At 72.4% G+C, this 26178-nt stretch carries 24 protein-coding genes; 4 read left to right on the forward strand and 20 right to left on the reverse strand.

Annotated elements, in window-relative coordinates; translation table 11 throughout:
• Positions 1–287 precede the first annotated feature (287 nt).
• The 6 genes from CLV56_RS00925 to trpC all read right to left on the reverse strand — a co-directional run bounded on the left by CLV56_RS00925 (position 288) and on the right by trpC (position 10935).
• Entirely contained in the window at positions 288–1754 is a 1467-nt protein-coding gene (locus CLV56_RS00925; protein ID WP_039340237.1) for a glutamate synthase subunit beta, read from the reverse strand.
• Complete coding sequence (gene gltB, locus CLV56_RS00930) at positions 1747–6270, reverse strand: glutamate synthase large subunit (RefSeq protein WP_039340235.1); 4524 nt, start codon at positions 6268–6270, stop codon at positions 1747–1749. Before gltB ends, CLV56_RS00925 begins: the two co-directional genes overlap by 8 nt.
• Before the next feature lie 668 nt (positions 6271–6938).
• Complete coding sequence (lgt, locus tag CLV56_RS00935) at positions 6939–8030, reverse strand: prolipoprotein diacylglyceryl transferase (protein WP_039340233.1); 1092 nt, start codon at positions 8028–8030, stop codon at positions 6939–6941.
• Positions 8027–8845, reverse strand: a complete 819-nt coding sequence (trpA, locus tag CLV56_RS00940; RefSeq protein ID WP_039340231.1) for a tryptophan synthase subunit alpha — start codon at positions 8843–8845, stop codon at positions 8027–8029. The genes lgt and trpA overlap by 4 nt, the downstream gene beginning before the upstream one ends.
• Complete coding sequence (trpB, locus tag CLV56_RS00945; protein WP_100414244.1) at positions 8842–10077, reverse strand: tryptophan synthase subunit beta; 1236 nt, start codon at positions 10075–10077, stop codon at positions 8842–8844. The genes trpA and trpB overlap by 4 nt, the downstream gene beginning before the upstream one ends.
• Before the next feature lie 51 nt (positions 10078–10128).
• Entirely contained in the window at positions 10129–10935 is an 807-nt protein-coding gene (gene trpC, locus CLV56_RS00950; RefSeq protein ID WP_039340230.1) for an indole-3-glycerol phosphate synthase TrpC, read from the reverse strand.
• Between the two features lie 240 nt (positions 10936–11175).
• Here trpC and CLV56_RS00955 point away from each other — a divergent pair, with 240 nt between their 5' ends.
• Positions 11176–11460: a DUF4190 domain-containing protein gene (locus tag CLV56_RS00955; protein ID WP_039340228.1), complete on the forward strand. Its 285-nt coding sequence runs from the start codon at positions 11176–11178 to the stop codon at positions 11458–11460.
• A 49-nt stretch (positions 11461–11509) separates the two neighbouring features.
• Here the strand turns inward: CLV56_RS00955 and CLV56_RS00960 are convergent, their stop codons facing one another.
• From CLV56_RS00960 to priA, 10 genes are all read right to left on the reverse strand, one after another.
• Entirely contained in the window at positions 11510–12061 is a 552-nt protein-coding gene (locus tag CLV56_RS00960; RefSeq protein WP_157805029.1) for an RDD family protein, read from the reverse strand.
• A gap of 136 nt (positions 12062–12197) precedes the next feature.
• Positions 12198–12647 carry a DUF2752 domain-containing protein gene (locus tag CLV56_RS00965; protein WP_211287951.1) on the reverse strand — a complete coding sequence of 150 codons (450 nt, stop codon included), beginning with the start codon at positions 12645–12647 and terminating at the stop codon, positions 12198–12200.
• Entirely contained in the window at positions 12644–13321 is a 678-nt protein-coding gene (locus CLV56_RS00970) for an RDD family protein (RefSeq protein WP_039340223.1), read from the reverse strand. The genes CLV56_RS00965 and CLV56_RS00970 overlap by 4 nt, the downstream gene beginning before the upstream one ends.
• Positions 13322–13341: 20 nt before the next feature.
• On the reverse strand, positions 13342–13530 hold the full coding sequence (locus tag CLV56_RS00975) for an HGxxPAAW family protein (RefSeq protein ID WP_039340221.1): 189 nt from the start codon (positions 13528–13530) through the stop codon (positions 13342–13344).
• Between the two features lie 44 nt (positions 13531–13574).
• Complete coding sequence (locus CLV56_RS00980) at positions 13575–14153, reverse strand: Trp biosynthesis-associated membrane protein (protein WP_039340219.1); 579 nt, start codon at positions 14151–14153, stop codon at positions 13575–13577.
• Positions 14150–14521: a phosphoribosyl-AMP cyclohydrolase gene (gene hisI / locus CLV56_RS00985; protein WP_039340299.1), complete on the reverse strand. Its 372-nt coding sequence runs from the start codon at positions 14519–14521 to the stop codon at positions 14150–14152. Before hisI ends, CLV56_RS00980 begins: the two co-directional genes overlap by 4 nt.
• Positions 14505–16430 carry an ABC transporter ATP-binding protein gene (locus CLV56_RS00990; RefSeq protein ID WP_100414246.1) on the reverse strand — a complete coding sequence of 642 codons (1926 nt, stop codon included), beginning with the start codon at positions 16428–16430 and terminating at the stop codon, positions 14505–14507. Before CLV56_RS00990 ends, hisI begins: the two co-directional genes overlap by 17 nt.
• A complete protein-coding gene (locus CLV56_RS00995; RefSeq protein WP_039340217.1) occupies positions 16427–18265 on the reverse strand; it encodes an ABC transporter ATP-binding protein in 1839 nt (612 codons plus the stop codon). The genes CLV56_RS00990 and CLV56_RS00995 overlap by 4 nt, the downstream gene beginning before the upstream one ends.
• Positions 18262–19023: an imidazole glycerol phosphate synthase subunit HisF gene (gene hisF / locus CLV56_RS01000; protein ID WP_039340215.1), complete on the reverse strand. Its 762-nt coding sequence runs from the start codon at positions 19021–19023 to the stop codon at positions 18262–18264. Before hisF ends, CLV56_RS00995 begins: the two co-directional genes overlap by 4 nt.
• A complete protein-coding gene (priA, locus tag CLV56_RS01005) occupies positions 19020–19766 on the reverse strand; it encodes a bifunctional 1-(5-phosphoribosyl)-5-((5-phosphoribosylamino)methylideneamino)imidazole-4-carboxamide isomerase/phosphoribosylanthranilate isomerase PriA (protein ID WP_039340213.1) in 747 nt (248 codons plus the stop codon). The genes hisF and priA overlap by 4 nt, the downstream gene beginning before the upstream one ends.
• A gap of 131 nt (positions 19767–19897) precedes the next feature.
• On the opposite strand from priA, the gene CLV56_RS01010 reads away from it, so the two are divergent.
• On the forward strand, positions 19898–21175 hold the full coding sequence (locus CLV56_RS01010) for a purple acid phosphatase family protein (RefSeq protein ID WP_039340211.1): 1278 nt from the start codon (positions 19898–19900) through the stop codon (positions 21173–21175).
• A 33-nt stretch (positions 21176–21208) separates the two neighbouring features.
• On the opposite strand, the gene hisH is transcribed toward CLV56_RS01010, so the two are convergent.
• The 4 genes from hisH to hisD are packed head-to-tail and all read right to left on the reverse strand — an operon-like array spanning position 21209 to position 24868.
• Positions 21209–21850, reverse strand: a complete 642-nt coding sequence (gene hisH, locus CLV56_RS01015) for an imidazole glycerol phosphate synthase subunit HisH (RefSeq protein ID WP_039340209.1) — start codon at positions 21848–21850, stop codon at positions 21209–21211.
• Positions 21847–22467: an imidazoleglycerol-phosphate dehydratase HisB gene (gene hisB / locus CLV56_RS01020; RefSeq protein ID WP_039340207.1), complete on the reverse strand. Its 621-nt coding sequence runs from the start codon at positions 22465–22467 to the stop codon at positions 21847–21849. The genes hisH and hisB overlap by 4 nt, the downstream gene beginning before the upstream one ends.
• Positions 22464–23537, reverse strand: coding sequence for a histidinol-phosphate transaminase (locus tag CLV56_RS01025; protein WP_039340205.1), 1074 nt, complete (start codon positions 23535–23537; stop codon positions 22464–22466). The genes hisB and CLV56_RS01025 overlap by 4 nt, the downstream gene beginning before the upstream one ends.
• The gene (hisD, locus tag CLV56_RS01030) at positions 23534–24868 is read right to left on the reverse strand and encodes a histidinol dehydrogenase (protein WP_039340203.1); all 1335 of its coding nucleotides are present in this window, start codon (positions 24866–24868) and stop codon (positions 23534–23536) included. Before hisD ends, CLV56_RS01025 begins: the two co-directional genes overlap by 4 nt.
• Positions 24869–24950: 82 nt before the next feature.
• Between hisD and CLV56_RS01035 the strand changes: the two genes are divergently transcribed.
• Positions 24951–25613 (forward strand): LON peptidase substrate-binding domain-containing protein, encoded by a 663-nt coding sequence (locus tag CLV56_RS01035; protein WP_157805030.1) that lies wholly within the window; start codon positions 24951–24953, stop codon positions 25611–25613.
• 26 nt (positions 25614–25639) lie between these two features.
• Positions 25640–26137, forward strand: coding sequence for a Cys-tRNA(Pro) deacylase (ybaK, locus tag CLV56_RS01040; protein WP_039340198.1), 498 nt, complete (start codon positions 25640–25642; stop codon positions 26135–26137).
• The last annotated feature ends 41 nt before the right edge of the window (positions 26138–26178 follow it).

The following is a 26178-nucleotide window of genomic DNA, read 5'->3' on the forward strand; positions in this document are numbered from 1 at the left end:
GGAGCAGGGCCGCGTGAGCGGTCGGGCACGGGCGCGAACGCGAGACGCCCACTCGGCAACACAGACCCGCACCTGGCTACGGAAACCTCCCGCGCCAGGTGACGGACTCCCCAGCCGGCTGGGGAGACCACCACGGCGCCGTACGGGCCCGGAGCCGATCGCTCGGTTCCGGGCCCGTACGGGTGGTGCTGGGCCGGCTGGCAACGCAGACCTGCACCTGGCTACGGAAACCTCCCGCGCCAGGTGACGGTCTCCCCAGCCGGCTACGGAGACCGTCCGGCGCTGCCTCAGACGACGAGGGGGCGCGCCGTCGGCGGGATCGGCGCCGGCAGCGTGGTCGAGCCGTTGAGGTACGCGTCCACGCCCGCGGCGCACGCGCGCCCCTCGGCGATCGCCCACACGATCAGCGACTGACCGCGACCGGCGTCACCCGCGGCGAAGACGCCGGGCACATCGGTCATGTACGCGTCGTCGCGCGCCACGTTGCCGCGCTCGTCCAACGACACGCCGAGCTGTTCGACGACACCCTCGCGCTCCGGCCCGGTGAAGCCCATCGCCAGCAGGACCAGCTGCGCCGGGATCTCGCGCTCGGTCCCCTCGACCTCGGTCAGCTTCCCGTCGGCCATCTCGACCTCGACCAGGCGCAGCGACGCGACGTTGCCGTCGGCATCGCCGACGAACTGCTTCGTCGAGACCGAGTAGACCCGGTCGCCGCCCTCCTCGTGGGCGGAGGCGACGCGGTAGATCATCGGGTACGTCGGCCAGGGCTGGTGACCCGGACGGTCCTCGCCCGGCCGCGGCATGATCTCCAGCTGCACGATCGAGCGTGCCTGCTGGCGGATCGCGGTGCCGAGGCAGTCCGCGCCGGTGTCGCCGCCGCCGATGATGATGACGTCCTTGCCCTCGGCCGTGATCTGGTCGAGCACGGACTCGCCGAGCGCGACGCGGTTGGCCTGCGGAAGGTACTCCATCGCCTGGTGGATCCCACCGAGCTCGCGGCCCTCGGCAGGCAGGTCGCGCCGCACGGTCGAGCCCGTCGCGATCACCACCGCGTCGTAGCGGTCACGCAGGTCCGAGCCCGTCAGCGTCTCGCCGGCGGCCGACCCGCAGCGGAACACCGTCCCCTCGGCCTCCATCTGCGCGACCCGGCGGTCCAGGACGGACTTCTCCATCTTGAACTCCGGGATGCCGTAGCGGAGCAGCCCGCCGGGCTTGTCGTCACGCTCGTACACCGCGACGGTGTGACCGGCACGGGTGAGCTGCTGCGCGACCGCGAGGCCCGCGGGCCCGGACCCGATCACGGCGACCGTCTTGCCGGTCAGCCACTCGGGCGGCTCCGGCACGACGCCGCCGTCGTCCCAGGCACGGTCGATGATCGCGACCTCGACGTTCTTGATCGTGACCGGGTCACGGTTGATGCCGACCACGCACGCCGTCTCGCACGGCGCCGGGCACAGCCTCCCGGTGAACTCGGGGAAGTTGTTGGTCGCGTGCAGCCGCGCCATCGCCTCCGACCAGTCGTCGCGCCAGACCAGGTCGTTCCACTCCGGGATCAGGTTGCCCAGCGGGCAGCCGGAGTGGCAGAACGGGATCCCGCAGTCCATGCACCGCCCGGCCTGCTCGGTGATGATCGGCAGCAGCGCGCGCCCCGGGCCGCCGGGGTAGACCTCGTTCCAGTCGTGGATGCGCTCGGTGACCGGACGACGCTTCGCCACCTCGCGCGGCGTCTTCATGAAACCCTTCGGATCAGCCACGGATCGCTGCCTCCATCATCGCTGCGGTGGTCTCGTCCTCGCCGAGACCGGCCTCCTGCGCCGCGGTCCGCGCCTGCAGCACCCGGCGGTAGTCCATCGGCATGACCTCGCTGAATCGCGCCACCGACGCGTCCCAGTCGGCGAGCAGCCGTTCGGCGACCGCGGACCCGGTCTCCTCGGCGTGCCGGGCCACGATCGCCCGGAGCTCGTCGGGGTCGCCGACCTCGTGCACCTCGACCATCTCCGGGTTCACCAGGTCGGTGTCCAGGTCGAGGACGTACGCGACGCCGCCGCTCATCCCGGCCGCGACGTTGCGGCCCGTACGGCCGAGGATCACGACCGTCCCGCCGGTCATGTACTCGCAGGCGTGGTCGCCCACGCCCTCGACCACGGCGGTCGCACCGGAGTTGCGCACGCAGAAGCGCTCGCCCGCCCGGCCGCGTACGAAGACCTCGCCCCCGGTCGCGCCGTACCCGATCACGTTGCCGGCGATGATCTGGTCCTCGGCGACGAACCGCGCGTCCCGCGGTGGCCGGATCACCAGCCGCCCGCCGGACAGACCCTTGCCGACGTAGTCGTTGCCGTCGCCCTCGAGCCGCATCGTGATGCCGCGCGGCAGGAACGCACCGAACGACTGGCCGGCCGAGCCGGTGAACGTGATGTCGATCGTGCCCTCGGGCAGGCCCGCACCGCGGTAGCGCTTGGTCACCTCGTGGCCGAGCATCGTGCCGACCGTGCGGTTGACGTTGCGGATCTCGAGCTGGGCCCGCACCGGCTCGCCGCGCTCCAGCGCGTCGGTCGAGAGCGCGATCAGCTCGTTGTCGAGCGCGCGGTCCAGCCCGTGGTCCTGGCCGACGACCTGGTGCAGCGCCGCCCCCTCGGGCAGCTCCGGCACGTGCAGGATCGGACTCAGGTCGAGGCCGCTGGCCTTCCAGTGCGCGACCGCCTCGGTGGTGTCGAGCATCTCGGCGTGACCGACCGCCTCGTCGATCGAGCGGAAGCCCAGCGCCGCGAGGTACTCGCGGACCTCCTCGGCGATGTACTCGAAGAAGTTCACGACGAACTCGGGCTTGCCCGAGAACTTCTTGCGCAGCTCGCGGTTCTGGGTCGCCACGCCCACGGGGCACGTGTCGAGGTGGCAGACCCGCATCATGATGCAGCCCGAGACCACCAGCGGGGCGGTCGCGAAGCCGAACTCCTCGGCCCCGAGCAGCGCCGCGATCACGACGTCGCGCCCGGTCTTCATCTGGCCGTCGGCCTGGACCACGATCCGGTCACGCAGGCCGTTCAGCAGCAACGTCTGCTGCGTCTCGGCGAGCCCGAGCTCCCACGGACCGCCCGCGTGCTTCAGCGACGTGAGCGGCGAGGCGCCCGTACCGCCGTCGTGGCCGGAGATCAGCACGACGTCGGCGTGCGCCTTGGAGACGCCCGCGGCGACCGTACCGACGCCGGCCTCGGCGACCAGCTTCACGTGGACGCGCGCGGACGGGTTGGCGTTCTTCAGGTCGTGGATCAGCTGCTTGAGATCCTCGATCGAGTAGATGTCGTGGTGCGGCGGCGGGGAGATCAGCCCGACGCCCGGTGTGGAGTGCCGCGTCTTCGCCACCCACGGGTACACCTTCGGGCCGGGCAGCTGGCCGCCCTCACCGGGCTTCGCGCCCTGGGCCATCTTGATCTGGATGTCGTCGGAGTTCGTGAGGTACTCCGCGGTCACGCCGAACCGGCCCGACGCGACCTGCTTGATCGCGCTGCGCCGCTCGGGGTCGTGGAGCCGCTCCGGGTCCTCGCCGCCCTCACCGGTGTTCGACTTCGCCCCGAGGCGGTTCATCGCGACCGCGAGGGTCTCGTGCGCCTCCTGGCTGATCGAGCCGTACGACATCGCGCCGGTGGAGAAGCGCTTGACGATCGCGCTGACCGGCTCGACCTCGTCGACGCTGATCGCCGGGCGGACGCCGTCCTTCAGCTTGAGCAGCCCGCGCAGCGTCATCAGCCGCTGCGACTGGTCGTCGACACGCTGGGTGTACTGCTTGAAGACGTCGTAGCGCCCCGCCCGGGTCGAGTGCTGCAGCCGGAAGACGGTCTCGGGGTCGAACAGGTGCTCCGCGCCGTCGCGGCGCCACTGGTACTCGCCGCCGACCTCGAGGTGACGGCGCGACGCCGAGATCCCGGCGGTCGGGTACGCCTTGGCGTGGCGCTGCCGGACCTCCTCCGCGATCACGGCGAGATCGACGCCGCCGAGCCGCGAGGTGGTGCCGGTGAAGTAGCGCGCGACCAGGTCCGGCGACAGACCGACGGCCTCGAAGATCTGCGCGCCCGTGTAGGAGGCGACGGTCGAGACGCCCATCTTCGACATCACCTTGAGCACGCCCTTGCCGAGCGCCTTGCGCAGGTTCTGGACGGCCGCGTCAGGAGCCACGCTGTCGACGTAGACACCCTCGCGTGCGAGGTCCTCGGCCGTCTCCAGCGCGAGGTAGGGGTTGACGGCCGAGGCGCCGTAGCCGAGCAGCAGCGCGACGTGGTGCACCTCGCGCACGTCACCGGTCTCGACGACCAGGCCGACCTGGGTGCGGGTCTTCTCCCGGACCAGGTGGTGGTGGATCGCGCCGGTCATCAGCAGCGACGGGATCGGCCCCAGCTCGTGGTTGGAGTGCCGGTCCGACAGGACGATGATCCGGGCGCCCTCGGCGATCGCCGACGACACCTCCGCGCACATCCCGTCGATCCGGGCCCGCAGCGCCTCGGCGCCGCCGTCGACGTCGTACAGCCCGCGGACCACGTACGTCTCGAAGCCCGGCATGTTGCCGTGCCGGTTGACGTGGCGGATCTTCGCGAGCTCGTCGTTGGTGATCACGGGGAACGCCATCTGGAGCTGACGGCACGACGCCGGCGTGGCCTCGAGCAGGTTGCCCTCGGAGCCGATCGTGCCGAGCAGCGACGTGACGAGCTCCTCGCGGATCGCGTCCAGCGGCGGGTTCGTGACCTGCGCGAACTGCTGGGTGAAGTAGTCGAAGAGCAGCCGCGGCCGCTCCGAGAGCACCGCGATCGGGGTGTCGGTGCCCATCGACCCGATCGGCTCCGCGCCCGTGCGCGCCATCGGCGTGACGAGGATCCGCAGCTCCTCCTCGGTGTAGCCGAAGACCTGCTGGCGCCGCGTCACCGACGCGTGGGTGTGCACGACGTGCTCGATCTCGGGCAGGTCGGAGAAACGCACCAGCCCGGAGTACAGCCACTCCTCGTACGGGTGCGCGCCCGCGAGGTCGTCCTTGATCTCGGAGTTCGGGACGACGCGGTGCTCGTCCAGGTCGAGCAGGAACATCTGGCCGGGCTCGAGGCGGCCCTTGCTCACGACCGTCGTCTGGTCGAGGTCGAGCACGCCGGCCTCGGACGCGAGCACGACGAGACCGTCGGCGGTGACGGCGTAGCGACCCGGGCGCAGGCCGTTGCGGTCGAGCACGGCGCCGACCTGCGTACCGTCGGTGAAGACGACGCACGCCGGCCCGTCCCACGGCTCCATCAGCGTGGCGTGGAACTCGTAGAAGGCCCGCAGCGCCGGGTCCATCACCGGGTTGTTCTCCCACGCCTCCGGGATCATCATCATCATCGCGTGCGGCAGGCTCCGTCCCCCGAGGTGGAGGAGCTCGAGCACCTCGTCGAACGACGCCGAGTCGGAGTCGTCGGGGTCCACGATCGGGTACAGCCGCTCGAGGTCGCCGGGGATCACGTCGGAGGCGAGCAGCGCCTCGCGGGCCCGCATCCAGTTGCGGTTGCCGCGTGCGGTGTTGATCTCGCCGTTGTGCGCGATGAAGCGGAACGGGTGGGCCAGCGGCCAGCTGGGGAAGGTGTTCGCCGAGAACCGGCTGTGCACGACCGCGAGCGCCGAGGCGATCCGCGGGTCGACGAGGTCGGGGAAGAAGCGGTCGAGCTGGTCGGTCGTGAGCATCCCCTTGTACGTGACGGTGCGTGCCGACAGCGACGGGAAGTACACGTCGAGCTCGTGCTCGGCGCGCTTGCGCAGCGCGAACGTGCGCCGGTCGAGGTCGATCCCGCTCGCGTCCCCGGCGTCGTCGGCCACGAAGACCTGGGCGAACGTCGGCATCGTCGACCGCGAGGTCGTCCCGAGGATCCCCGGCTCGACCGGGACGTCGCGCCATCCGAGCACGCTGAGCTGCTCCTGCTCCGCGACCGCCTCGACGGCGTCGCGTGCCTTCTGGGCCTCGTCCGCGTCGGCCGGCAGAAAAGCGATCCCCACGGCGTACGCGCCGGCATCCGGCAGTGCGAACGGCACCTCGTCACGCAGGAACGCGTCGGGCACCTGGATCAGGATGCCGGCGCCGTCGCCGGAGTCGACCTCGGCGCCGACCGCACCGCGGTGGTCGAGGTTGCGCAGGGCCTCCAGGCCCTTGGCCACGATGTCGTGGGTCGGCTCGCCGGTCAGGGTGGCGACGAATGCGACACCGCAGGCGTCGTGCTCGTCGCGCCCGGTGTACAGACCCTGAGCAGGGGGGATTGCGCGCATGCAGCCCTTCTCCCGTCGTCTTCGCGTTGGCGCTGTACGGACTCCGGGCACGCGCACATGCGGGGCTCCGGAGTCCGGCAGCAAGACAAAGCAACCAAAGGGACGACCTTGGCCCTCAACATGCTGTGCCCAGGTTACATGATTGTTGCGGGCTCCCCGCCACCGGCGGCCCTGTTCAGACGATCACACCGGGGATGCGGCCGGGTCAACCGTCGCGGAGGTCCGCGGCGGCCACGTCGCGCCGTACGGCCGGTGCGGGGCGAGTCGTACGCGTGCCCGGCGGCGGGGGTCCGGCGCCCGGGCGGTCGGTGAGCTGGTTCCCACCACCGTCGCTCGCGTGGGAACCACCTCACCGCCACCCGTACGCCACCGCCCCTCCCCCGAGCCGCCGGTGAGCTGGTTCCCACCAACGGCGCTCGCGTGGGAACTCATCCACCACCCGACGGAACGCGTGGGAACCTGCTCACCGCCGCCCGGATGACGTGGGAACCACCTCACCGACGAACCACGGTGGGTCCGAGCCAGACGGACGTGCCGGCGAACGCGACCACGGCGACGACCGTTCGCAGGCACGATCCGGCTGACGGGACCAAGGCGGCTCGGGTGCAGGCACGTACGGGAGGGCGCGACGCCGCGCTGCGACGCCGTCGGTCGACGCGGGAGCGAGGTCAGGCGTCGTCGCGGCGATCGCGGTCCGACGGGGCGACCGCGGACTCCGTGCCCGACTCACCCGTGCCCGACTCGCCCGTGCCCGACTCGCCCGACTCCACGTCGTCGGTCGCGGCATCGCCTCGGGATGCGTCGTCCGGGTCGGCGACGCCGTCGACCGCGTCCCCGTCGCCGTCGGGCGTGTCCGCAGCGTCACCGCCGGCCGCACCGCCGGCTGCATCGCCTGCACCGCCGGCGGGGCCCTCGCCCTGCGGCGGCCAGCCCTCGGTCACCTGGACGACCTTCTCCCGCTCGCCGGTCCCGGTGCGCGTGCGCCACACGAAGTAACCGATCGCGAGCGCGAACAGCACCAGCGAGGTCCACTGGTTGAGGCGCAGCCCGAGGAACTCGTGCGCGGTGTCGATCCGCACACCTTCGACGAAGAATCGTCCGAGCGTGTAGACCGCGACGTACAGCGCGGCGACCCGGCCACCGCCCAGGCGCCAGCGCCGGTCGGCCCAGATCAGGACGAAGAAGCCGACCAGGCTCCAGATCGACTCGTAGAGGAAGGTCGGGTGGAACGTCGCCTGGTCGATGTATTCGGCCGGCCGGTGCGCGGGGTCGATCTCGAGTCCCCACGGGCGGTCCGTCGGCCCTCCGTACAGCTCCTGGTTGAACCAGTTGCCCCAGCGCCCGATCGCCTGTCCGAGCAGGATCCCGGGCGCGAGCGCATCGGCGAGCGGCAGGAACCTCACGCCGTGGCGGCGCGCACCGATGTACGCGCCGAGAGCGCCGAGCGAGATCGCGCCCCAGATCCCGAGGCCGCCCTCCCAGATGTAGAGCGCCCGGATCGGGTCGCGCCCGTCGGCGAAGTACAGCTCCGGACTCGTCAGCACGTGGTACAGCCGAGCGCCGACCAGACCGAACGGGATCGCCCAGATGGCGATGTCGGCGACCGCCCCGGGCTTGCCGCCCCGCGCCTGGAATCGCCGGTCGCCGACCCAGATCGCCGCGACGACGCCGGCGATGATGCACAGGGCGTACGCACGCAGCGGGAACGGACCGATGTGCCAGACCGACTCGGCCGGGCTGGGGATGGACGCGACGATCATCGCAGCTGCTCCGTCCGTGCACGCTCGACGCCGCTGCGCAGGTCCTCGGCGAGCAGCCGGACGGCTGCCACGCCGGCGACCGGGTCGTCCGGGTGGTCCAGCAGACAGCCGACCAGCGCCGAACCGACGATCACGAGGTCGGCGAACGCGCCGATCTCCGCCGCCTGGTCGCCGTTGCTGACACCGAGCCCGATCCCGACCGGCAGGTCGGACAGCCCGCGGACCCGCTCGACGAGGCGCGGCGCCGCATCGCTGGTCGCGCCGCGGGCGCCGGTCACGCCCATCACCGAGGTCGCGTAGAGGAAGCCCGACGAGGCCTTCGCGGTCATCGCGATCCGCTCGTCGGTCGAGGACGGCGCGACCAGGAACACGCGGTCCAGGCCGTGCGCGTCCGACGCGGCGACCCACTCCTCGGCCTCGTCCGGGATCAGGTCCGGCGTGATCAGTCCGGCACCGCCCGCCTCGGCCATCCGAGCCGAGAACCGGTCGACGCCGAGCCGCTCGACCGGGTTCCAGTAGGTCATCACCAGCGTCGGGGCGCCGGTCGCGGCGACCGCTTCCACGGTCTCGAAGAGGTCGTCGACGCGGAAGCCGTGGCGCAGGGCCGCGTCGGCGGCCTTCTGGATCGTCGGCCCGTCCATCACGGGGTCGGAGTACGGCAGGCCGATCTCGACCACGTCGACGCCGCCGTCGACCATCGCGACGATCGCGTCGATCGCGGTCTGCTTGTCCGGGAAGCCTGCGGGCAGGTAGCCGACCAGCGCCGGGCGCCCCTCGGCCCGGGTCGCCGCCAGGACGTCGTCGAGCCGGCTCACGCCTCTCCCCCTCCGAGCAGGCCGAAGTACTCGGCAGCCGTGTGGACGTCCTTGTCGCCGCGCCCGGACAGGTTGACCACGATCGTGGCGTCCGGCCCGAGGTCCGCGGCGACCTTGAGGGCGCCGGCGATCGCGTGCGCCGACTCGATCGCCGGGATGATCCCCTCGGTCTTGCACAACAGGTCGAACGCCGCCATCGCCTCGTCGTCGGTGATCGGGGCGTACGTCGCGCGCCCGGTCTCGGCGAGCCACGCGTGCTCCGGCCCGACGCCCGGGTAGTCCAGTCCGGCGGAGATCGAGTGCGACTCGATCGTCTGGCCGTCGGCGTCCTGGAGGAGGTACGAGCGGGTGCCGTGCAGGACACCGACGTCGCCCGCGGTGATCGTCGCCGCGTGCCGTCCGGTCTCGAACCCGTCTCCGCCCGCCTCGAACCCGTACAGCCGCACCGATGGGTCGTCGACGAACCCGGCGAACAGGCCGATCGCGTTCGAGCCGCCGCCCACGCAGGCGACCGCGGCGTCCGGGAGCGCGCCGGTCAGCTCGAGGCACTGCGCACGGGCCTCGTCGCCGATCCCGCGGGTCAGGTCGCGGACCAGCGTCGGGAACGGGTGCGCGCCCGCCGCCGTACCGAGCAGGTAGTGGGTGGACTCGACGTTCGCGACCCAGTCGCGCAGCGCCTCGTTGATCGCGTCCTTGAGCGTACGGCTGCCCGTGGTGACCGGCACGACCGTCGCGCCCAGCATCTGCATCCGGGCGACGTTCAGCGCCTGGCGCTCGGTGTCGACCTCGCCCATGTAGACGATGCACTCGAGGTCGAGGTAGGCGCACGCGGTCGCGGTGGCGACGCCGTGCTGGCCGGCGCCGGTCTCCGCGATCACCCGGTGCTTGCCCATCCGCTTGGTGAGCAGCGCCTGGCCGAGCACGTTGCGGACCTTGTGGGCGCCGGTGTGGTTCAGGTCCTCGCGCTTGAGCAGGATCCGTGCCCCGGCACGCTGCGACAGCCGCGTCGCGTCGTACAGCAGGCTCGGGACCCCGGCGTACTCGTGCATCATCCGCTCGAGCTCACCGGTGAACGTCGGGTCGGCCTGCGCCTCGCGCCAGGATCGCTCGAGCTCGTCGAGAGGCGCGATCAGCGCCTCCGGCATGAACCGGCCGCCGAAGCGGCCGAAGTGCCCACGTGCGTCGGGCACCGAGGACGGCGAGGCCTCGACCGAGGCCGATGAGGTGCTCATGCCCCGATCCTCCCAGACCGCCTCAACGCCACGAGGCCGGGGCGGCGCTGCTCAGCCGCGGTGCTGGAGCGCGGGGTGGGACCCCGCCGCCACCAGGTCGGCGACCGTCGAGCGCGGGTTGCCGCCGGTGACCAGCGTCTCGCCGACGAGGACCACCTCGGCACCGGCGCGGGCGTACTCGATCACGTCCTTGGTGTCCCGGACGCCGGACTCGGCGACCTTCACGACGCCGTCGGGGATCCGGGGCGCGAGCCGGGAGAACGTCGTGCGGTCGACCTCGAGGGTCTTGAGGTTGCGGGCGTTGACCCCGACGAGCGCGGCACCGGCGTCGATCGCGCGCTCGACCTCCTCCTCGTCGTGCACCTCGACCAGCGGGGTCAGACCGATCGAGCGAGCCCGCTCGATCAGCGACACGAGCACGGTCTGCTCGAGCGCGGCGACGATCAGCAGCGCCATGTCGGCACCGGCGGCGCGGGCCTCCCACAGCTGGTACGACGTCGTGATGAAGTCCTTGCGCAGCACCGGGCACGCCACGCGGGCGCGGACGGCCCTGAGGTCGTCCAGGCTCCCGGAGAATCGGCGCTGCTCGGTCAGCACCGAGATCGCGGCCGCGCCGCCCGCGGCGTAGTCGACCGCGAGGGCCGCGGGGTCCTTGATCTCGGCCAGCGCTCCCTTCGAGGGGCTCGCCCGCTTGACCTCCGCGATGACCGAAACCCCGTCCGCCCGGAACGTCGGCATCGGGTCGAGCGCGGGATCCTGCCGGGCCGCGACCTGCTTGAGGTCGTCGAGTGGAAGAGCCGTCATGCGTGCCTCGAGATCCTCCTGGACCCCGGCGATGATCTCGTCGAGCACCGACATCGCGGACCTCCCTTCCACCCGTGTGACCGACGCCCCGTCCCCGGGCCCCGGTGATGCATCCAGGGTAACGAGGCGCGGATCACGGTCGGCGGCGGGTGGGTGTCCGTGCCCGATCGACACCGGTCGTACGGCGGTGCGTCGATGTACGCACGCACGGCTCCACCCTGTGGGCAGGGGCTCGCGGCGACAGGCCGCGACCGCCACAATGGTCGCGCCACGACACCTGCAGAAAGGGATCCCATGAGCTACCCGCCTCAGCCGCCGCCCGACCCGGGTGGAGGCCCCGCGCAGCCGCGCACGTCGCAGAAGGCGGTCTGGGGTCTCGTCCTCGGCGTCCTCGGACTGCTGTGCGGCCCCCTCAGCATCGTCGGGCTCATCCTGGGTCGCCAGGCGAGGACCGAGATCGACCAGAGCGGCGGCATCGTCGGTGGACGGGGCATCGCTCAGGCAGCGGTGATCGTGAGCACCGTGGTCCTGGTCATCTGGGTCGTCGGAACCGTGCTGCGGCTCACCGTCTGGAGCTGAGACCCGCCGGCCTGACGTGCCGGTCCCGCCGCGCCTGCGAGACCGGCCGTCAGGCCCGGACGACGACGGAGCCGACGATCATGTCGTGCCAGGTCTGCTTCTTCTTGTCCCACAACGGCCACAGCACGTCCAGGAAGCACAGGCCGTAGAGGACGACGAGCAGGATCCAGCGCAGCACGCCCCTGCCCGCGCCGAGCGGCTGTCCGGTCGCCATCTCGATCACCCTGATGCCGAGCACACCCTTGCCGATGCTCTGGCCCCGCGAACCCTGCCGGATGCCCTGGTTCCAGAGCTGGAAGAGCAGGGCGAGCAGCCACGCGAGGACGAGGAGCACGATCCCGAGTGCGACGAGACCACCGTTCTCGACGTCCCCCTCGGCATCGGTGCCTCCCCCGGCCGCCAGCAGCACGCCCCCGACGACCGCCGGGATCAGCGCGATGACCGCCCCGATCAACCCGTCGATCAGGTAGGCCCCGACACGCGACCACCAGCCGGCGTACGGGCTGGGCGGGACGTAGTCGGGCGTGGTGTAGCCGGTGCCCGGTGGCGCCGGCTGGCCGTACGGCTGCTCACCGTACGGCGGCTCCTGCTGGTGCGACACGGCTCCCCCGATCGCGCGGTCCGGGCGGTCCCCCGATCCGCCCTCGCCGCTCGCGTGAGCGTACTGCGGCCGCGTCGCCCCGGCACGGGGGTTTCACCGACGGGGCACGATGGTGTCACCGACGGCGGACGGCGTGTCAGGCTGCGAGCCACGCCCCCCAGGGGGTGTTGCGGACGACCGTGAACACCGCGAGCACCGCGAGGATCACCAACCCCGTCCGGGACGAGATCACGATCATCCGCGCGGACGGGTCGGCGAGGCGTCGCGGGATCCAGGCGACGAACGCCACCGCCAGCACCCCCACGAGCAGGACGGCGAACACGTTGCTCGACAGCGCGGCACCGAGATCGAGGTCGGTCAGGGCGTGCACGGCCCGCAGACCGCCGCACCCGGGGCAGTCCCACCCGGTCACCGTCTCGAACGGGCAGAACCCCCAGCTGCCGGGACTGTTGGGATCACGGACGTGCAGGAGGAGCGCGGCGGTCAGGCCGGCGACGCCGACCAGCGCCGGGGCGCGGAGAGCCTGCCGACGCGACCCCAGCTCCGGCGCTGCCGGGTCGGGCGACTGCGTCGGCGGCACGGTCACGCCTGGACCACCACCGAGCTGACGATCATGTCGTGCCAGGTCTGCTTCTTCTTGTCCCACAACGGCCACAGCACGTCGAGGAAGCACGCGTTGAACAGGATCACCAGGAGCAGCCAGCGCAGGAAACCCTTGCCGGCACCCTGCGGCTGCGCGGTCGCGATCTCGATGACGCGGATGCCGACGACCTGCTTGCCGAGGCTCTGCCCCTTCGTCCCCTGACGGATCCCCTGGTTCCACAGATCGAAGCCGATCGCCACGATCCCGGACAGCACGAGCAGCATCATCCCGAAGGCGAAGAGGCCGGCGTTGGTGACCTCGCTCTGCGCGGTCGTGCTCGTGCTCGTGCTCTCGGTCGTCGTCGTCACCGAGACCGCGACGAGGACGACCCCGATCACCGCCGGGATCAGGGCGAGCACCAGGACGATCAGGTAGTCGAGGAGGTACGCGCCGACCCGGGCGATCCAGCTCGCGTACGGGGTCGGCGGGACGTACTCCGGCTGCACGTAGGCAGACCCGTCCCCGCCGTACTGGCCGTACTGCGGAGGCTGCGGCGGCTGACCGTACTGCGGCTGCTGGCCGTAGCCCGAAGGAGGCTGCTGGCCGTAGCCCGGCGGCGGCTGCTGGCCCGTGCCCGGCTCGTCCCCGTGCGGTGGTGGCTGCTGCTGGTCCGACATGCTTCCCCCTCCCGCCGTGCTCAGTGTGCCTTGGCGCCCATGCCTGCGGCGGACATGATCTTGCCGACGACCGCGGAGCCGAGCGTCAGCGCGACACCGACCCAGAACATCACCCAGGCCGGGCCGAGCAGGAGTGCGATCCCCCCGACGGTGAAGCCGACCAGGCAGATGATGACCGCGGTCCACGCGGCCGGGGAGGAACCGTGCATCGTCGAAGAGCCTCTCGTTGAGCATCGTGTCGTCGCACGACAGCCTAGACGGTCGGGTCCTCCCCGCGGTCCAGCGCCTTCCAGGGATCGTCGTCCGCGTCGGCGCGCTGCTGACCGATCGAGTCGTAGCGGCGGCCCATCGACGGCCAGGCCGCCCCGAGCCAGACGGTCGCCAGACCGGCCACCGCCCCGACCGTGAGGCCGGCCGCGGCGCCCCACCGCCACCAGGTCGCCGTGGCCGCATCGGCGAGGCGCTCCTGCATCGCGGCGTCGCCGGCCATGGCGGGAGAGTCGGCGAGCGCACGCGCAAGCGCGTCGTGGACGCCGCCGGGCGCGCTCAGGACCGCGACCAGACCGACGACCGCCGCGAGCGCGACGACCGCGCCGACCGCTCGACGGACCCAGCCCGAGGACGCGAGGACCGCCACCGACCCGGCCGCGACGACCAGGCCGGTGCCGCCGACGATCCCGACGGCGTCGTTGCCGCTGACCGAGACCACGTCGCGAGCCAGCCCCTGGGTCTCGACGGTCACCCGGGCCCAGGGCTGCGACGCGCAGAACACCGCTGCGGCGCCCCCCGCCGTCCCGGCGAGGACCGTCAGCCCGTAGCCCCGCGCGCTCACGCGGACGACCCGAGCGGGAGCAGCCCGTCGTCGAAGCACGTGGTGGCTCCGGTGTGGCACGACGGGCCGGTCTGGGACACCTTCACGAGCAGCGTGTCCCCGTCGCAGTCCAGCCGGACCTCGCGGACGTGCTGGACGTGGCCGGAGGTCTCGCCCTTCACCCAGTACTCGCCGCGGCTGCGGCTCCAGAACGTCGAGCGGCCGGTGGTCAGCGTGCGGCGCAGCGCCTCGTCGTCCATCCAGCCGACCATGAGCACGGCCAACGTGTCGGCCTCCTGCACGACCGCAGGGACGAGCCCGGCCTGGTCACGCTTGAGCCGGTCGGCCACGGCCGGGTCCAGTCGAGGTGCGTCAGTCACGCTCACCATCCTCCCAAACCAGTCCAGGAGCCTCGTTCTCCCACGGGTCCTCCGACGGCTCCTCGCCGGCCTCGTCGAGGCCGCGGCGCTCCTCCCCCGACCGGTCGTGCGCCGAGCGGTCGAGGCCGAGGTGCGTCTGGGCGACCCACGACGCGTACAGCCGTGCGTACACGCCGTCGGCCTCGACGAGCCCCTGGTGCGCGCCGTCCTCGACCAGGACGCCGTGGTCGAACACCAGCACCCGCTCGGCGGCCTGCGCGGTCGACAGCCGGTGGGCGATCACGATCGACGTCCGGCCGGCGAGCAGCCGCTCCAACGCCCGCGACGCGCGCATCTCGGTCTGCGGGTCGACCGCGCTCGTGGCCTCGTCGAGCACGAGCAGGTCCGGGTCGGCGAGGTACGCGCGGGCGAGCGCGACGAGCTGCCGCTCCCCCGCCGACAGCGACTCGCCGCGCTGACCGACCTGCGTGTCCAGGCCGTCGGGCAGCCCGGCGAACCAGTCGCCGATCCCGAGCGACTCGAACGCCGCGACCATCTGCTCACGCGTCGCACCGAGGTCGCCGTACCGCAGGTTGTCGGCCAGCGTCGCGTCGAAGAGGAAACCCTCCTGCGGCACCATCACGACGCGCGAGCGCAGCGTCGCGAACGGCACGTCGCGCAGGTCGACACCCCCGATCCGGACCACGCCGTCGCCGGGATCCACGAGACGCGTGACGAGCTTCGCGAACGTCGACTTGCCCGAACCGGTCTCCCCGACGACGGCGACGCGCTGCCGCGGCTGCACGGTCACGTCGAGGTCGCGCAGCACGTCCGGGCCGCCCGGATAGGCGTAGCGCACCTTCTCCAGGGCCACCTCGAGCGCCTCGTCGGGCAGCGGGCTGCCGGCCGGTCCGGGATCCGGGACGTCCGCGGGCGTGTCGAGGATCTCGATCACCCGGCGCCACGACGAGATCGCGTTCTGGGCCTCGGTCAGCACCTGGGTGGCCTGCTGCACCGGGCCCACGAACAGCCCGACGAGGAAGGCGAACGCGATCACCCCACCGACCGTGAGGCCGCCGGCGAGGCCCAGCAGCACGCCGACCACGATCACCGCGGCGTTCGCGAGCCCGGCGGCCATCCCGGCCGAGGCGAACGTGACGGCGACGAGACGCTGCGCGCGCAGGTTGGCCCGCAGGTTGGTGTCGATCGCGTCGTCGATGCGGTCCTGGGTGCGGCGCTCGATCCCGTACGAGCGGACCACGGCGGCCCCGACGACCGGCTCGGCGATCACGGCGAGCATCGTGCCGACCGTCGCGCGCGCCCGGTCGTACGCCCGGGAGAGCCGGCCCTGGAAGAACCAGAGACTCCCGATCAGTGGCAGGAAGCACAGCCACACGACCACCGTCAGGGGCACGCTGTAGAACGCCATGATGATGGTCGCGACCAGGACCTGGCCGAGGCTGACCACGATCATGATCCCGTTGAACTGGAGGAACAGCGAGACCTGGTCGATGTCGGAGGTGACCCTCGAGACGAGGGCGCCGCGGCGCTCGCGGTCCTGGGTCAGCACCGACAGGTCGTGCACGTGACGGAACGCGCGCTCGCGCAGCTGTGCGAGCCCGCGCTCGCTGGCGGTGAACAGCCGGACCTTCATCCAGGCTGCGCAGACCGCGGTGAGCAGGACGATCCCGGTCGCGACCACGACCCAGCGCACGACGGCACCCTCGTCGGGCCCGGCGTCCGAGGCCAGCCCGTCGTCGATCGCCACCTGGATGACGATCGGCACCACCGCCGCACCGACGGTGGACAGCGCGGCGAGCAGCAGCGTCAGGCCGAGGCCGTCGGCCAGGGCCGGCGACAGCGCGAATCCGCGCCGCAGGACGGCGAGGCCGCTGATCCGCTGCTCGGACGACCCGACGGTGCTCGTCTGCGTGCTCACGTCGCCGCCTCCGTGTCGTAGGCCTGCACGATCTCGGCGTACTCAGGTGAGCGCGCGACGAGGTCCGTGTGAGGACCGCGGTCGACGATCCGGCCGTCGGCCAGGAACAGCACCTCGTCGGCCAGCGCGATCGTCGCCTTGCGGTAGGCGACCACGAACACCGTCGGGCCCGCCCCGGCCGCGGTGGTCGCCGCGAGCGAGCGCAGGATCCGCTGCTCGACGTCGGCGTCCAGCGCACTCGTCGCATCGTCCAGCACGAGCAGCCGCGGCTCACGGACGAGCGCACGCGCCAGCGCGACCCGCTGCCGCTGCCCGCCCGACAGCGACGTCCCGCGCTCACCGAGCCGGGTGTCGAGCCCCTCGGGGAGCGTGGACACGAACTCCGCGGCCTGCGCGACCTCGAGCGCGGACCAGACCCGCTCGTCGTCCGCACCAGCACCGAGCGCCACGTTGTCGCGCACCGTGTCGTCGAAGACGAACGTGTGCTGCGGGACCAGGGCGACAGCGCGCGCCAGCGCCTCGTGACTCAGGTCGCGGACGTCGGTCCCGTCGAGCCGGACCGCACCGGCGTCCGGGTCGACGAGCCGGTCCACGAGGGACGCCAGCGTCGACTTCCCGGCGCCCGTCAGACCGACCACCGCGGTGACCGACCCCGGCTCCACCGTGAACGTCAGGTCGTCCAGGACCGGGCGTGCCGGGTCGTACCCGAAGCGCAGCCCGTCGACCTCCAGCCGCGCACCCCGACCCCGGTTCGTCGAGTTGCGGCGCGAATCGGCGTCGCCGTTCACGCCGGAAGTCGACGAATCGTGGTCGGAAGGGGCCGGGAGGTCGCGGTCGCCGTACGGCATGTCGCCGCGGGCCTGCAGCACGGAGTCGACGCGGTCCCAGCCGACGACCGTACGGGGGAGCTCGCCGAGCACCCAGCCGAACGCGCGCAACGGGAACCCGACCACGGTGAAGAGATAGGCGACCTGGACGACCGCTCCGGCCTCGATGTCGCCCGCGAGCACACGCTCGACGCCGATCACGACGACGAGCAGGACCGCGATGTTCGGGAGCGCCTCGATCACGGGGTCGAAGACCGAGCGGATCCGGCCCGCGGCGATGTTCGCGTCGCGCAGGTCCTCGGCCGAGGTGGCGAAGCGTGCGGTCTCCTCGGACTCGCGCCCCAGGGTCTTGACGACCTGCGCACCGTCGAACGACTCGTGCGCGATCGCACTGACCGTCGCACGCAGCTCCTGGGCCCGTGTGACGCGCGGCGACAGCAGTCGCTGGTAGCCGACGTTCACGGCGAAGAGCAGCGGGAAGACCACGAGACCGACCAGCGTCAGCACGACGTCGGCCATGAGCATCGCGCCCACCGCAGCCACCAGCATCGCGGCGACGCCGACCGCCATCGGCAGCGGCATCATCACCGCCCAGGTGGCCTCGACGTCGGCGTTGGCGTTCGAGAGCAGCCGCCCGGTCGGGTGCGCGGCGTGCCATCGCATCGGCAGCGCAAGGTAGCGGCGCGTCACCCGGCGGCGGTACGAGGCGAGCAGCCGGTAGAACACCGCACCGCCGACCAGCCTGCGGACGATCACGCCCCAGGCACGCAGGATCGCGACCGTCACGAACAGCAGCGACGCCACCACGGCCGCCCCGGTCGCCAGCTCGCCGTCCCGGAACGACGGCGTCACGACGTGATCGGTGGCCCAGCCGAGCACCCAGGCGTCCGCGACCGTCATCGCGCCGTAGACGACCGAGCCGAACACCGCCAGCGAGAACCGGCGGCGCTCCTCGCGGACCCCGGTCGCGACGATCCCGAAGCCCCGCCGGGTCGTCGAGGCGGTCATCGGACGGTGTGCCCGGACGTCCGCAGCGCGTCCTTGACGTCGCCGATCGTCAGAACCCCGAAGTGGAACACGCTCGCCGCGAGCAGCGCGTCCGCGCCGGCGTCGGCGGCGTCGCAGAAGTGCTCGGTGGTCCCCGCTCCGCCCGAGGCGATCAGCGGTACGTGGGTCGCCTGGCGGGCCGCCGCGATCATCTCCAGGTCGAACCCGTCGCGGGTGCCGTCGGCGTCCATGGAGTTCAGGAGGACCTCGCCGATCCCCAGGTCGGTCGCCACGCGGACCCACGCGATCGCATCCTGGCCGGCGGACCGGCGCCCCCCGTGGGTGGTCACCTCGAAGCCCGAGGGCTGATCGGACGACCGGCGCGCGTCGACGCTGAGCACGAGGACCTGGTTGCCGAAGCGGTGCGCGATCTCGGCGATCAGCTCGGGCCTGGCCAGCGCCGCGGTGTTGACCCCCACCTTGTCGGCACCGGCGCGCAGCAGCCGGTCCACGTCGTCCGCGGACCGGACCCCGCCCCCGACGGTGAGCGGGATGAAGACCTGCTCCGCCGTCGTCCCGACCACGTCGTAGGTCGTGGAGCGCTCGTCCGAGGACGCCGTGATGTCGAGGAAGGTCAGCTCGTCGGCTCCCTCCGCGTCGTACACCCGTGCCATCTCGACCGGGTCGCCCGCGTCACGCAGGTCGACGAAGTTGACCCCCTTGACCACGCGACCCGCGTCGACGTCGAGGCACGGGATCACCCGGACGGCCAGGCTCACGGTGCCTCCTGCGGCTCGACCGCCGCGACCGCGTCCAGCGCCTCGGGCAGCGTGAAGTTGCCGGCGTACAGCGCCGTGCCGACGATCGCGCCCTCGACCCCGATCGGCGTCAGACCGGCCAGGGTCCGCAGGTCGTCGAGCGTGGTGATCCCGCCCGACGCGACCACGGGACGGTCGGTGGCCGCGCAGACGTCGCGGAGGAGCTGGACGTTCGGACCCTGGAGCATGCCGTCCTTGGTCACGTCGGTCACCACGTATCGTGCGCAGCCCTCGGCGTCGAGGCGCGCGAGCACGTCGTACAGGTCGCCGCCCTCGCGGGTCCAGCCGCGGGCGGCGAGGGTGCGTCCGCGGACGTCGAGCCCGACCGCGACACGGTCGCCGTACGTCGCGATCGCCCGGGCGCACCACTCGGGCTGCTCCAGCGCGGCGGTGCCGATGTTGACCCGACGGCAGCCGGTCGCCATCGCGCGCTCGAGCGACGCGTCGTCGCGGATCCCGCCGGACATCTCGACCTTCAGGTCGACGGCGTCGACGATCCGGGCCAGCAGCTCGGCGTTGGAACCGCGCCCGAACGCCGCGTCGAGGTCGACCAGGTGGAGCCACTCGGCGCCCCCGGACTGCCAGCGCATCGCCGCCTCGATCGGGTCGCCGAAGACCTTCTCGCTGCCGGCCACCCCCTGAACCAGCTGGACGGCCTGTCCTTCGATGACGTCGACGGCGGGAAGAAGCTCGAGCGTGGACACCCGGCAAGGCTACCCGCGCCCACGGACAGGCCCAGCGGCCGTCCTTCGTTCGGACGGCGTTCACCCGAGCGCCGCCTGCGAACCCTACGTTGACACCGACCGTGACCGAGAACCGAGCCTCGAGGAGTCCCATGATTCGCCGCATCGCCGTCGCGACCGCCGTGGCGCTGGCCCTGGTCGGGCCGAGCGCCGCCGCCGCGTCCGAGCCGCAGGCCACCACCCAGCCCGACCGGATCGTCCTCAACCCGACCGCCCACCCCGCGACCAGCCAGTCGATCACCTGGCGCACCTCCACCGGGGCTGCCGGCGGGCAGGTGCAGTACCGCGTCGCCGGTGCCACCGCCGCCACGCAGATCGCCGCGCAGGAGCGCACGCGCCCCTGGATGATCGGGGTCGAGCCCGCGGCGCACCACAGCGCACGCCTGACCGGACTGACCCCGGGAACGACCTACGAGTACCGGGTCGGCAACGGTGCGGGATGGTCGTCGTGGAGCCGCTTCACCACCCCCGGCGCCAGCGACGAGCCCTGGGACCTGCTCGCCTTCGGCGACGTGCAGAACGGCATCGACACCGTCTGGCCGCAGGTCGCGGGAGCCGCGTACGGCGCGCACCCCGACGCCGAGGTCTCGGTCTTCGGCGGCGACCAGATCAACAACGCCGACGAGTCGCAGGAGTGGACCGACTTCTTCGACGGGCTCGGCGAGCAGGCCCGCAGCCACCAGGTCGTCACCACGCCGGGCAACCACGAGTACAGCGGCGACGTGCTGATCCAGCAGTACCGCGCGCACTTCGCGTACCCCTCCAACGGGCCGGCGGTCCGCGGCGAGGACGTCTGGTACACCGACTACAAGAACGTCCGGATCGTCTCCCTCAACGGCAACGCGCCCCTCGGCGGGCTCGACCAGGCCCTGTGGCTCGACCGGATCCTGTCCGACAACCCGCAGCGATGGACGATCGTGACCTTCCACTACCCGATGTTCAGCTTCACCCCGGGCCGCGACAACATCGCCACCCGCGCGATGTGGCTGCCGGTCCTCGAGCGTCACGGCGTCGACCTCGTCCTGCAGGGCCACGACCACGGGTACGCTCGCGGTCACCTGGTCGAGAACGAGACCGCCGCCGGCGTCGTCGGACCGACCTACGTGGTGTCCGTCGCCGGCAGCAAGTACTACGAGATGGCACCCGCGGACGACAACAACTGGACCCGCAACGGCGCCCGGCGTGCCGTCGCGCTCGAGCAGGCGTCGACGTACCAGGCCATCCGCGTCAGCGAGGACGCGCTGGTCTACCGGTCCGTGGTCGCGGCCACCGGCGACGACCCGACCGGCGGCGTCCGCCCGGGCGACGAGGTGGACGCGTTCACCATCACCAAGACCGCCGACGGGCAGCCGCTGCTGCGCGAGGACTGAGTCACCCGCGGCGTCGGAGGGCGGCCGGCGCGGTCAGAGCGAGCGGACCCAGTTCCGCAGCAGGGCCGCGCCGGCGTCGCCGGACTTCTCCGGGTGGAACTGGGTCGCGGACAGCGGGCCGTTCTCCGCGGCGGCCACGAACCGGTCCCCCTCGTACTCCGTCCAGGTCACCATCGGGGACGGCAGCGGCGGCTGCACGTCGAGGTCCCACCGGCGGACGCCGTAGGAGTGCACGAAGTAGAAGCGCTCGTCTCCGACGCCCTCGAACAGCGTCGACTTCTCCGGCGCGGCCACCGTGTTCCAGCCCATGTGCGGGACGATCGGCGCCTCGAGCCGCTCCACCGTGCCCGGCCACTCGCCGCAGCCCTCGGTGGTCACGCCGTGCTCGATCCCGGTCTCGAACAGGATCTGCATCCCGACGCAGATCCCCAGCACAGGCCGGCCCCCCGCCAGCCGTCGCCCGATCACCTGCTCGCCGCGGACCGAGCGCAGCCCGGCCATGCACGCGGCGAACGCACCGACCCCGGGGACGACCAGCCCGTCGGTGTCCAGCGCGGCGTCGAAGTCGCCGGTCAGCGTCACCTCCGCGCCGGCCCGCTCGACCGCACGGACGGCCGAGCGCAGGTTGCCCGAGCCGTAGTCGAGGATCACGACCCCCGGCTTCCCACTGCTCACAGGGCGCCCTTCGTGCTCGGCACCCCGGTCTCGCGGGGGTCGCGCTCGACGGCCTGCCGCAGCGCCCGGGCGACCGCCTTGTACTGCGCCTCGGCGATGTGGTGCGGGTCGCGCCCGCCGACCAGACGCACGTGCATCGTGATCCCGGCGTGGTGCGCGATCGACTCGAGCACGTGCTGGGTCAGCGAGCCGGAGTACTGCCCGCCGATCACGACCGTGACCTGGCCGTCGGGCTCGCCGGTGTGCACGAAGTACGGCCGGCCGGACACGTCGACCACGGCCTGGGCCAGCGCCTCGTCGAGCGGCACCAGCGCGTCGCCGTACCGCCGGATGCCTGCCTTGTCGCCGAGCGCCGCGCCGATCGCCTCGCCGATGCAGATCGCGGTGTCCTCGACGGTGTGGTGGGCGTCGATGTGCAGGTCGCCCTCCGACTGCACGGTCAGGTCGATCAGGGAGTGCCGCGACAGTGCCGTCAGCATGTGGTCGTAGAACCCGACGCCGGTGCTGATCTCGTGACGGCCCGTGCCGTCGAGGTCCACCTCGACGACGACGTGCGACTCCGACGTCTTGCGCTCGACGCGCGCCCGCCGCTCGCCGGTGATCTCGATCGTGGTCATGCCAGCACCTCCACCAGTGCGTCGCGGAACGCCGCGGTCTCCTCCGGCGTCCCGATGCTCACCCGCAGCCAGCCCTGCGGCCCGGTCTCCCGGATCAGGACGCCACGGTCCAACAGCCCCTGCCAGACGGCGTGCCGGTCGTCGAAGGTGCCGAACAGCACGAAGTTCGCGTCCGAGTCCACCACGTCCAGCCCCTGCGCGCGCAGCCACCCCGCGGTCTCGTCGCGGGTCGCCCGGAGCTCGTCGACCCGGGCGAGCGACTCCTCGACATGGCGCAGAGCCGCCCGCGCGACCGCCTGGGTCACGGCCGACAGGTGGTACGGCAGGCGCACGATCCGCAGAGCGTCCACGATCGCGGGGTCCGCCGCGAGGTAGCCCACCCGGCCGCCGGCGAACGCGAACGCCTTGCTCATCGTGCGGGTGACCACGAGCCGCGGGTACTCCGCCAGCACCTCGAGCGCACTGGGCGTCGACGCGCGACGGAACTCCGCGTACGCCTCGTCGAGCACCACCAGGCCGGGCGCCGCCTCGCAGACCGCGCGGACCGACTCGAGCGTCAGGGACTCGCCGGTCGGGTTGTTCGGGGAGGCCAGCAGGACCACGTCCGGCTGCTCGGCGGCGATCAGGCGCAGCGCCTCGTCCAGGTCGAACGTGAAGTCCTCGGCGCGGCGCCCGGTCACCCAGCGGGTGTGGGTGTTGCGGGCGTACTCCGGGTACATCGAGTACGTCGGGGTGAACGACACGGCCGTACGGCCCGGTCCGCCGAACGCCTGGAGGATCTGCTGCATCAGCTCGTTCGAGCCGTTCGCGGCCCACACGCCGGCAGGGTCGGCGACCCCGAGGTACGCGGCCAGGTCCGTCCGCAGCGCCCACGCCTCGCGGTCGGGGTAGCGGTTCAGGTCCGAGGCGATCTCACGGACCGACTCGGCCAGGTCGTCGGCGGTCGCCTTCGACGGGCCGTACGGGTTCTCGTTGACGTTCAGCAGGACGGGGACGTCGAGCTGCGGCGCGCCGTACGGCTCGAACGCACGCAGGTCCTCGCGGACCGGCACCCAGTCGGGCAGGGTCATGACCCGGCCTCCCGGCCGCCGGCGATGGCATCGAGGCGGACCGCGACCGCCGCACCGTGGGACGGCAGGTCCTCGGCCTCGGCGAGCGTCACGACCTGCGGGCCGATCTCGGCGAGCGCGCCCGCGTCGTAGTGCACGACCTGCATCGTCTTGGCGAACGAACGCACCGACAACCCGGAGGAGTGGCAGGCGCAGCCGGCGGTGGGGAGGACGTGGTTGGACCCGGCGGCGTAGTCGCCCAGCGAGACCGGCGCGAACCCCCCGACGAACACCGCTCCGGCGTTGCGGACCTGCGCCGCGACCGACGCGGCGTCGCGGGTCTGGATCTCCAGGTGCTCAGCGGCGTAGGCGTTCACGACGTCGAGGCCCTGGTCCACGTCGCGCACGAGCACGGCCCCGGACTGCTCCGACGTCAGGGACGTACGGATCCGGTCGGCGTGCTTCGCTGCGGGCACCTGGCGCTCCAGCTCGTGACCGACCGCGGTCACGAGGCGCTGCGACTCCGTGACGAGCACCGCCGCGGCGAGCGGGTCGTGCTCGGCCTGGCTGATCAGGTCCGCGGCGACGAACGCGGGGTCGGCGGTGTCGTCGGCCAGGATCGCGATCTCGGTCGGACCGGCCTCGGCGTCGATCCCGACGGTCCCTTTCACCAGGCGCTTCGCGGCCACCACGTAGATGTTGCCCGGTCCGGTCACGAGGTCGACGGGGTCGCACGGGCCCGCGCCGTAGGCGAACATCGCGACCGCCTGCGCCCCTCCGACCGCGTAGACCTCGTCGATCCCCAGCAGCGCACAGGCCGCCAGCACCGTCGGGTGCACGGCACCGCCGAGATCGCGCTGCGGCGGCGATGCCAGCGCCAGGGATCCGACCCCGGCGACCTGCGCCGGCACGGCGTTCATCACCACGCTGGAGACCAGCGGCGCGAGTCCGCCCGGGACGTACAGCCCCACCCGGTCGACCGGGACGACGCGACGCTCGACCTGCGCCCCGGGGGCCGGCTCGGTCGTCACGTCCCGCTCCAGCTCCGCCTCGCACGTCAGCCGCAGTCGACGGATCGACTCGACCAGTGCGTGGTGCACGGCCGGGTCCAGGCTCTCCAGCGCCGCGGCGATCTCGTCGCGCGGCACCGCGATCCGGTCGCGCTCGACCCCGTCGAATCGAGCAGTCGCCTCCAGCACCGCGGCCTCGCCACGATGACGCACGTCCTCGCACACCGGTCGTACGGTCTCCAGCGCTGCCTCGACGTCGAACGGCGCCCGCGGCACCAGCGCGCGGTAGCGCGCCGCCGAGGTCGCGGCCGGGGTGTCCCGGAGGTCGATGAGACGGATCATGGTCCCAAGTCTACGGAGACGCGCCTGTGCGACCGGCCACGTCCGCGCTCCGGGCACGGTGCGGATCGCTAGTGTGGCTCGCGTGGAGCGAGAGATCCCGATGTTTCCCTTGAGCAGCGTCGTGCTGCCCGGGCAGACGATCGCGCTGCACATCTTCGAGGACCGCTACCGCGAGCTCGTGACCCATCTGCTGAGGCTGCCCGAGACCCAGCGGCGCTTCGGGATCGTCTCGATCCGGGAGGGGTACGAGGTCGGCGACGCCGGCGTCCAGTCGATCCACCGGGTCGGTGTCGAGGTCCGGCTGACCGACGTCACCGAGCACGAGGACGGGCGCTACGACGTCACGGTCGAGGCCGGGTCGCGGATCCGCCTCGACGCCGGCGTGACCAGCGAGTCGTTCATGTGGGGTCACGTCACCGAGCTCGACGAGCCGGTCGGCGACGACGCCGACCTCGAGGCCGACCGGGCGCACGCGATCTTCGACGCCTACCGCACCGAGCTGAACCGCTTCCGCCTCGACGCGTCGGTGGAGGCACTCCCGAACGACCCCGTCGAGCTCTCGTACGTGCTCGCGTCGAGCGCGGTGCTCACCCTCCCCGACCGCCAGGAGCTGCTCGAGGCCGACGACGCCGCCTCGAGGCTGCGCTCCTACCGCGCCCTGGTGCGCGACGAGATCGCCGCGATGCGGGCGGTCCCGAGCCTGCCGGCCGTCGACGTCGCCCGGACGTCCTGGTCACCGAACTGACCCCGAACCCGACCGGACGGACACCGATGGCGAAGCGCAAGAACCGGGGCGCCGGCACGGGTACGCCCGCGACGGCCCTGCTCGAGTCGTCCGGGGCGACGTGGACCGCGCACCCCTACGAGCACGACCCGCGGGCGGCGTCGTACGGGCTGGAGGCGGCGCAGGCGCTGGGCGTCGCGGTGTCCCGGGTCTACAAGACGCTGCTCGCCGACTGCGACGGCGAGCTGACGGTCGCGGTCGTGCCCGTCGACCGCCAGCTCGACCTCAAGGCCCTCGCACGCGCCGTCGGCGCGAAACGGGCCGCGATGGCCGAGCCGGCGCGGGCCGAGCGCTCCACGGGCTACGTCGTCGGCGGCATCAGCCCGCTCGGCCAGCGCACCGCGTTACGGACCGTGGTCGACGACTCCGTGGGGGCGTGGCCGACGATCTTCGTCTCCGGCGGCCGCCGCGGTCTCGACATCGAGCTGACGCCGCAGGTGCTGATCGAGCTCACCGCGGCGGGGTCCGCACCGATCGCCCGCTGACGGCCGGCCGAGTCCGCTGCACGGCCGGCACCGGTCGTACG

The sequence above is a fragment of the Mumia flava genome (genome assembly GCF_002797495.1).
GTDB lineage: Bacteria > Actinomycetota > Actinomycetes > Propionibacteriales > Nocardioidaceae > Mumia > Mumia flava.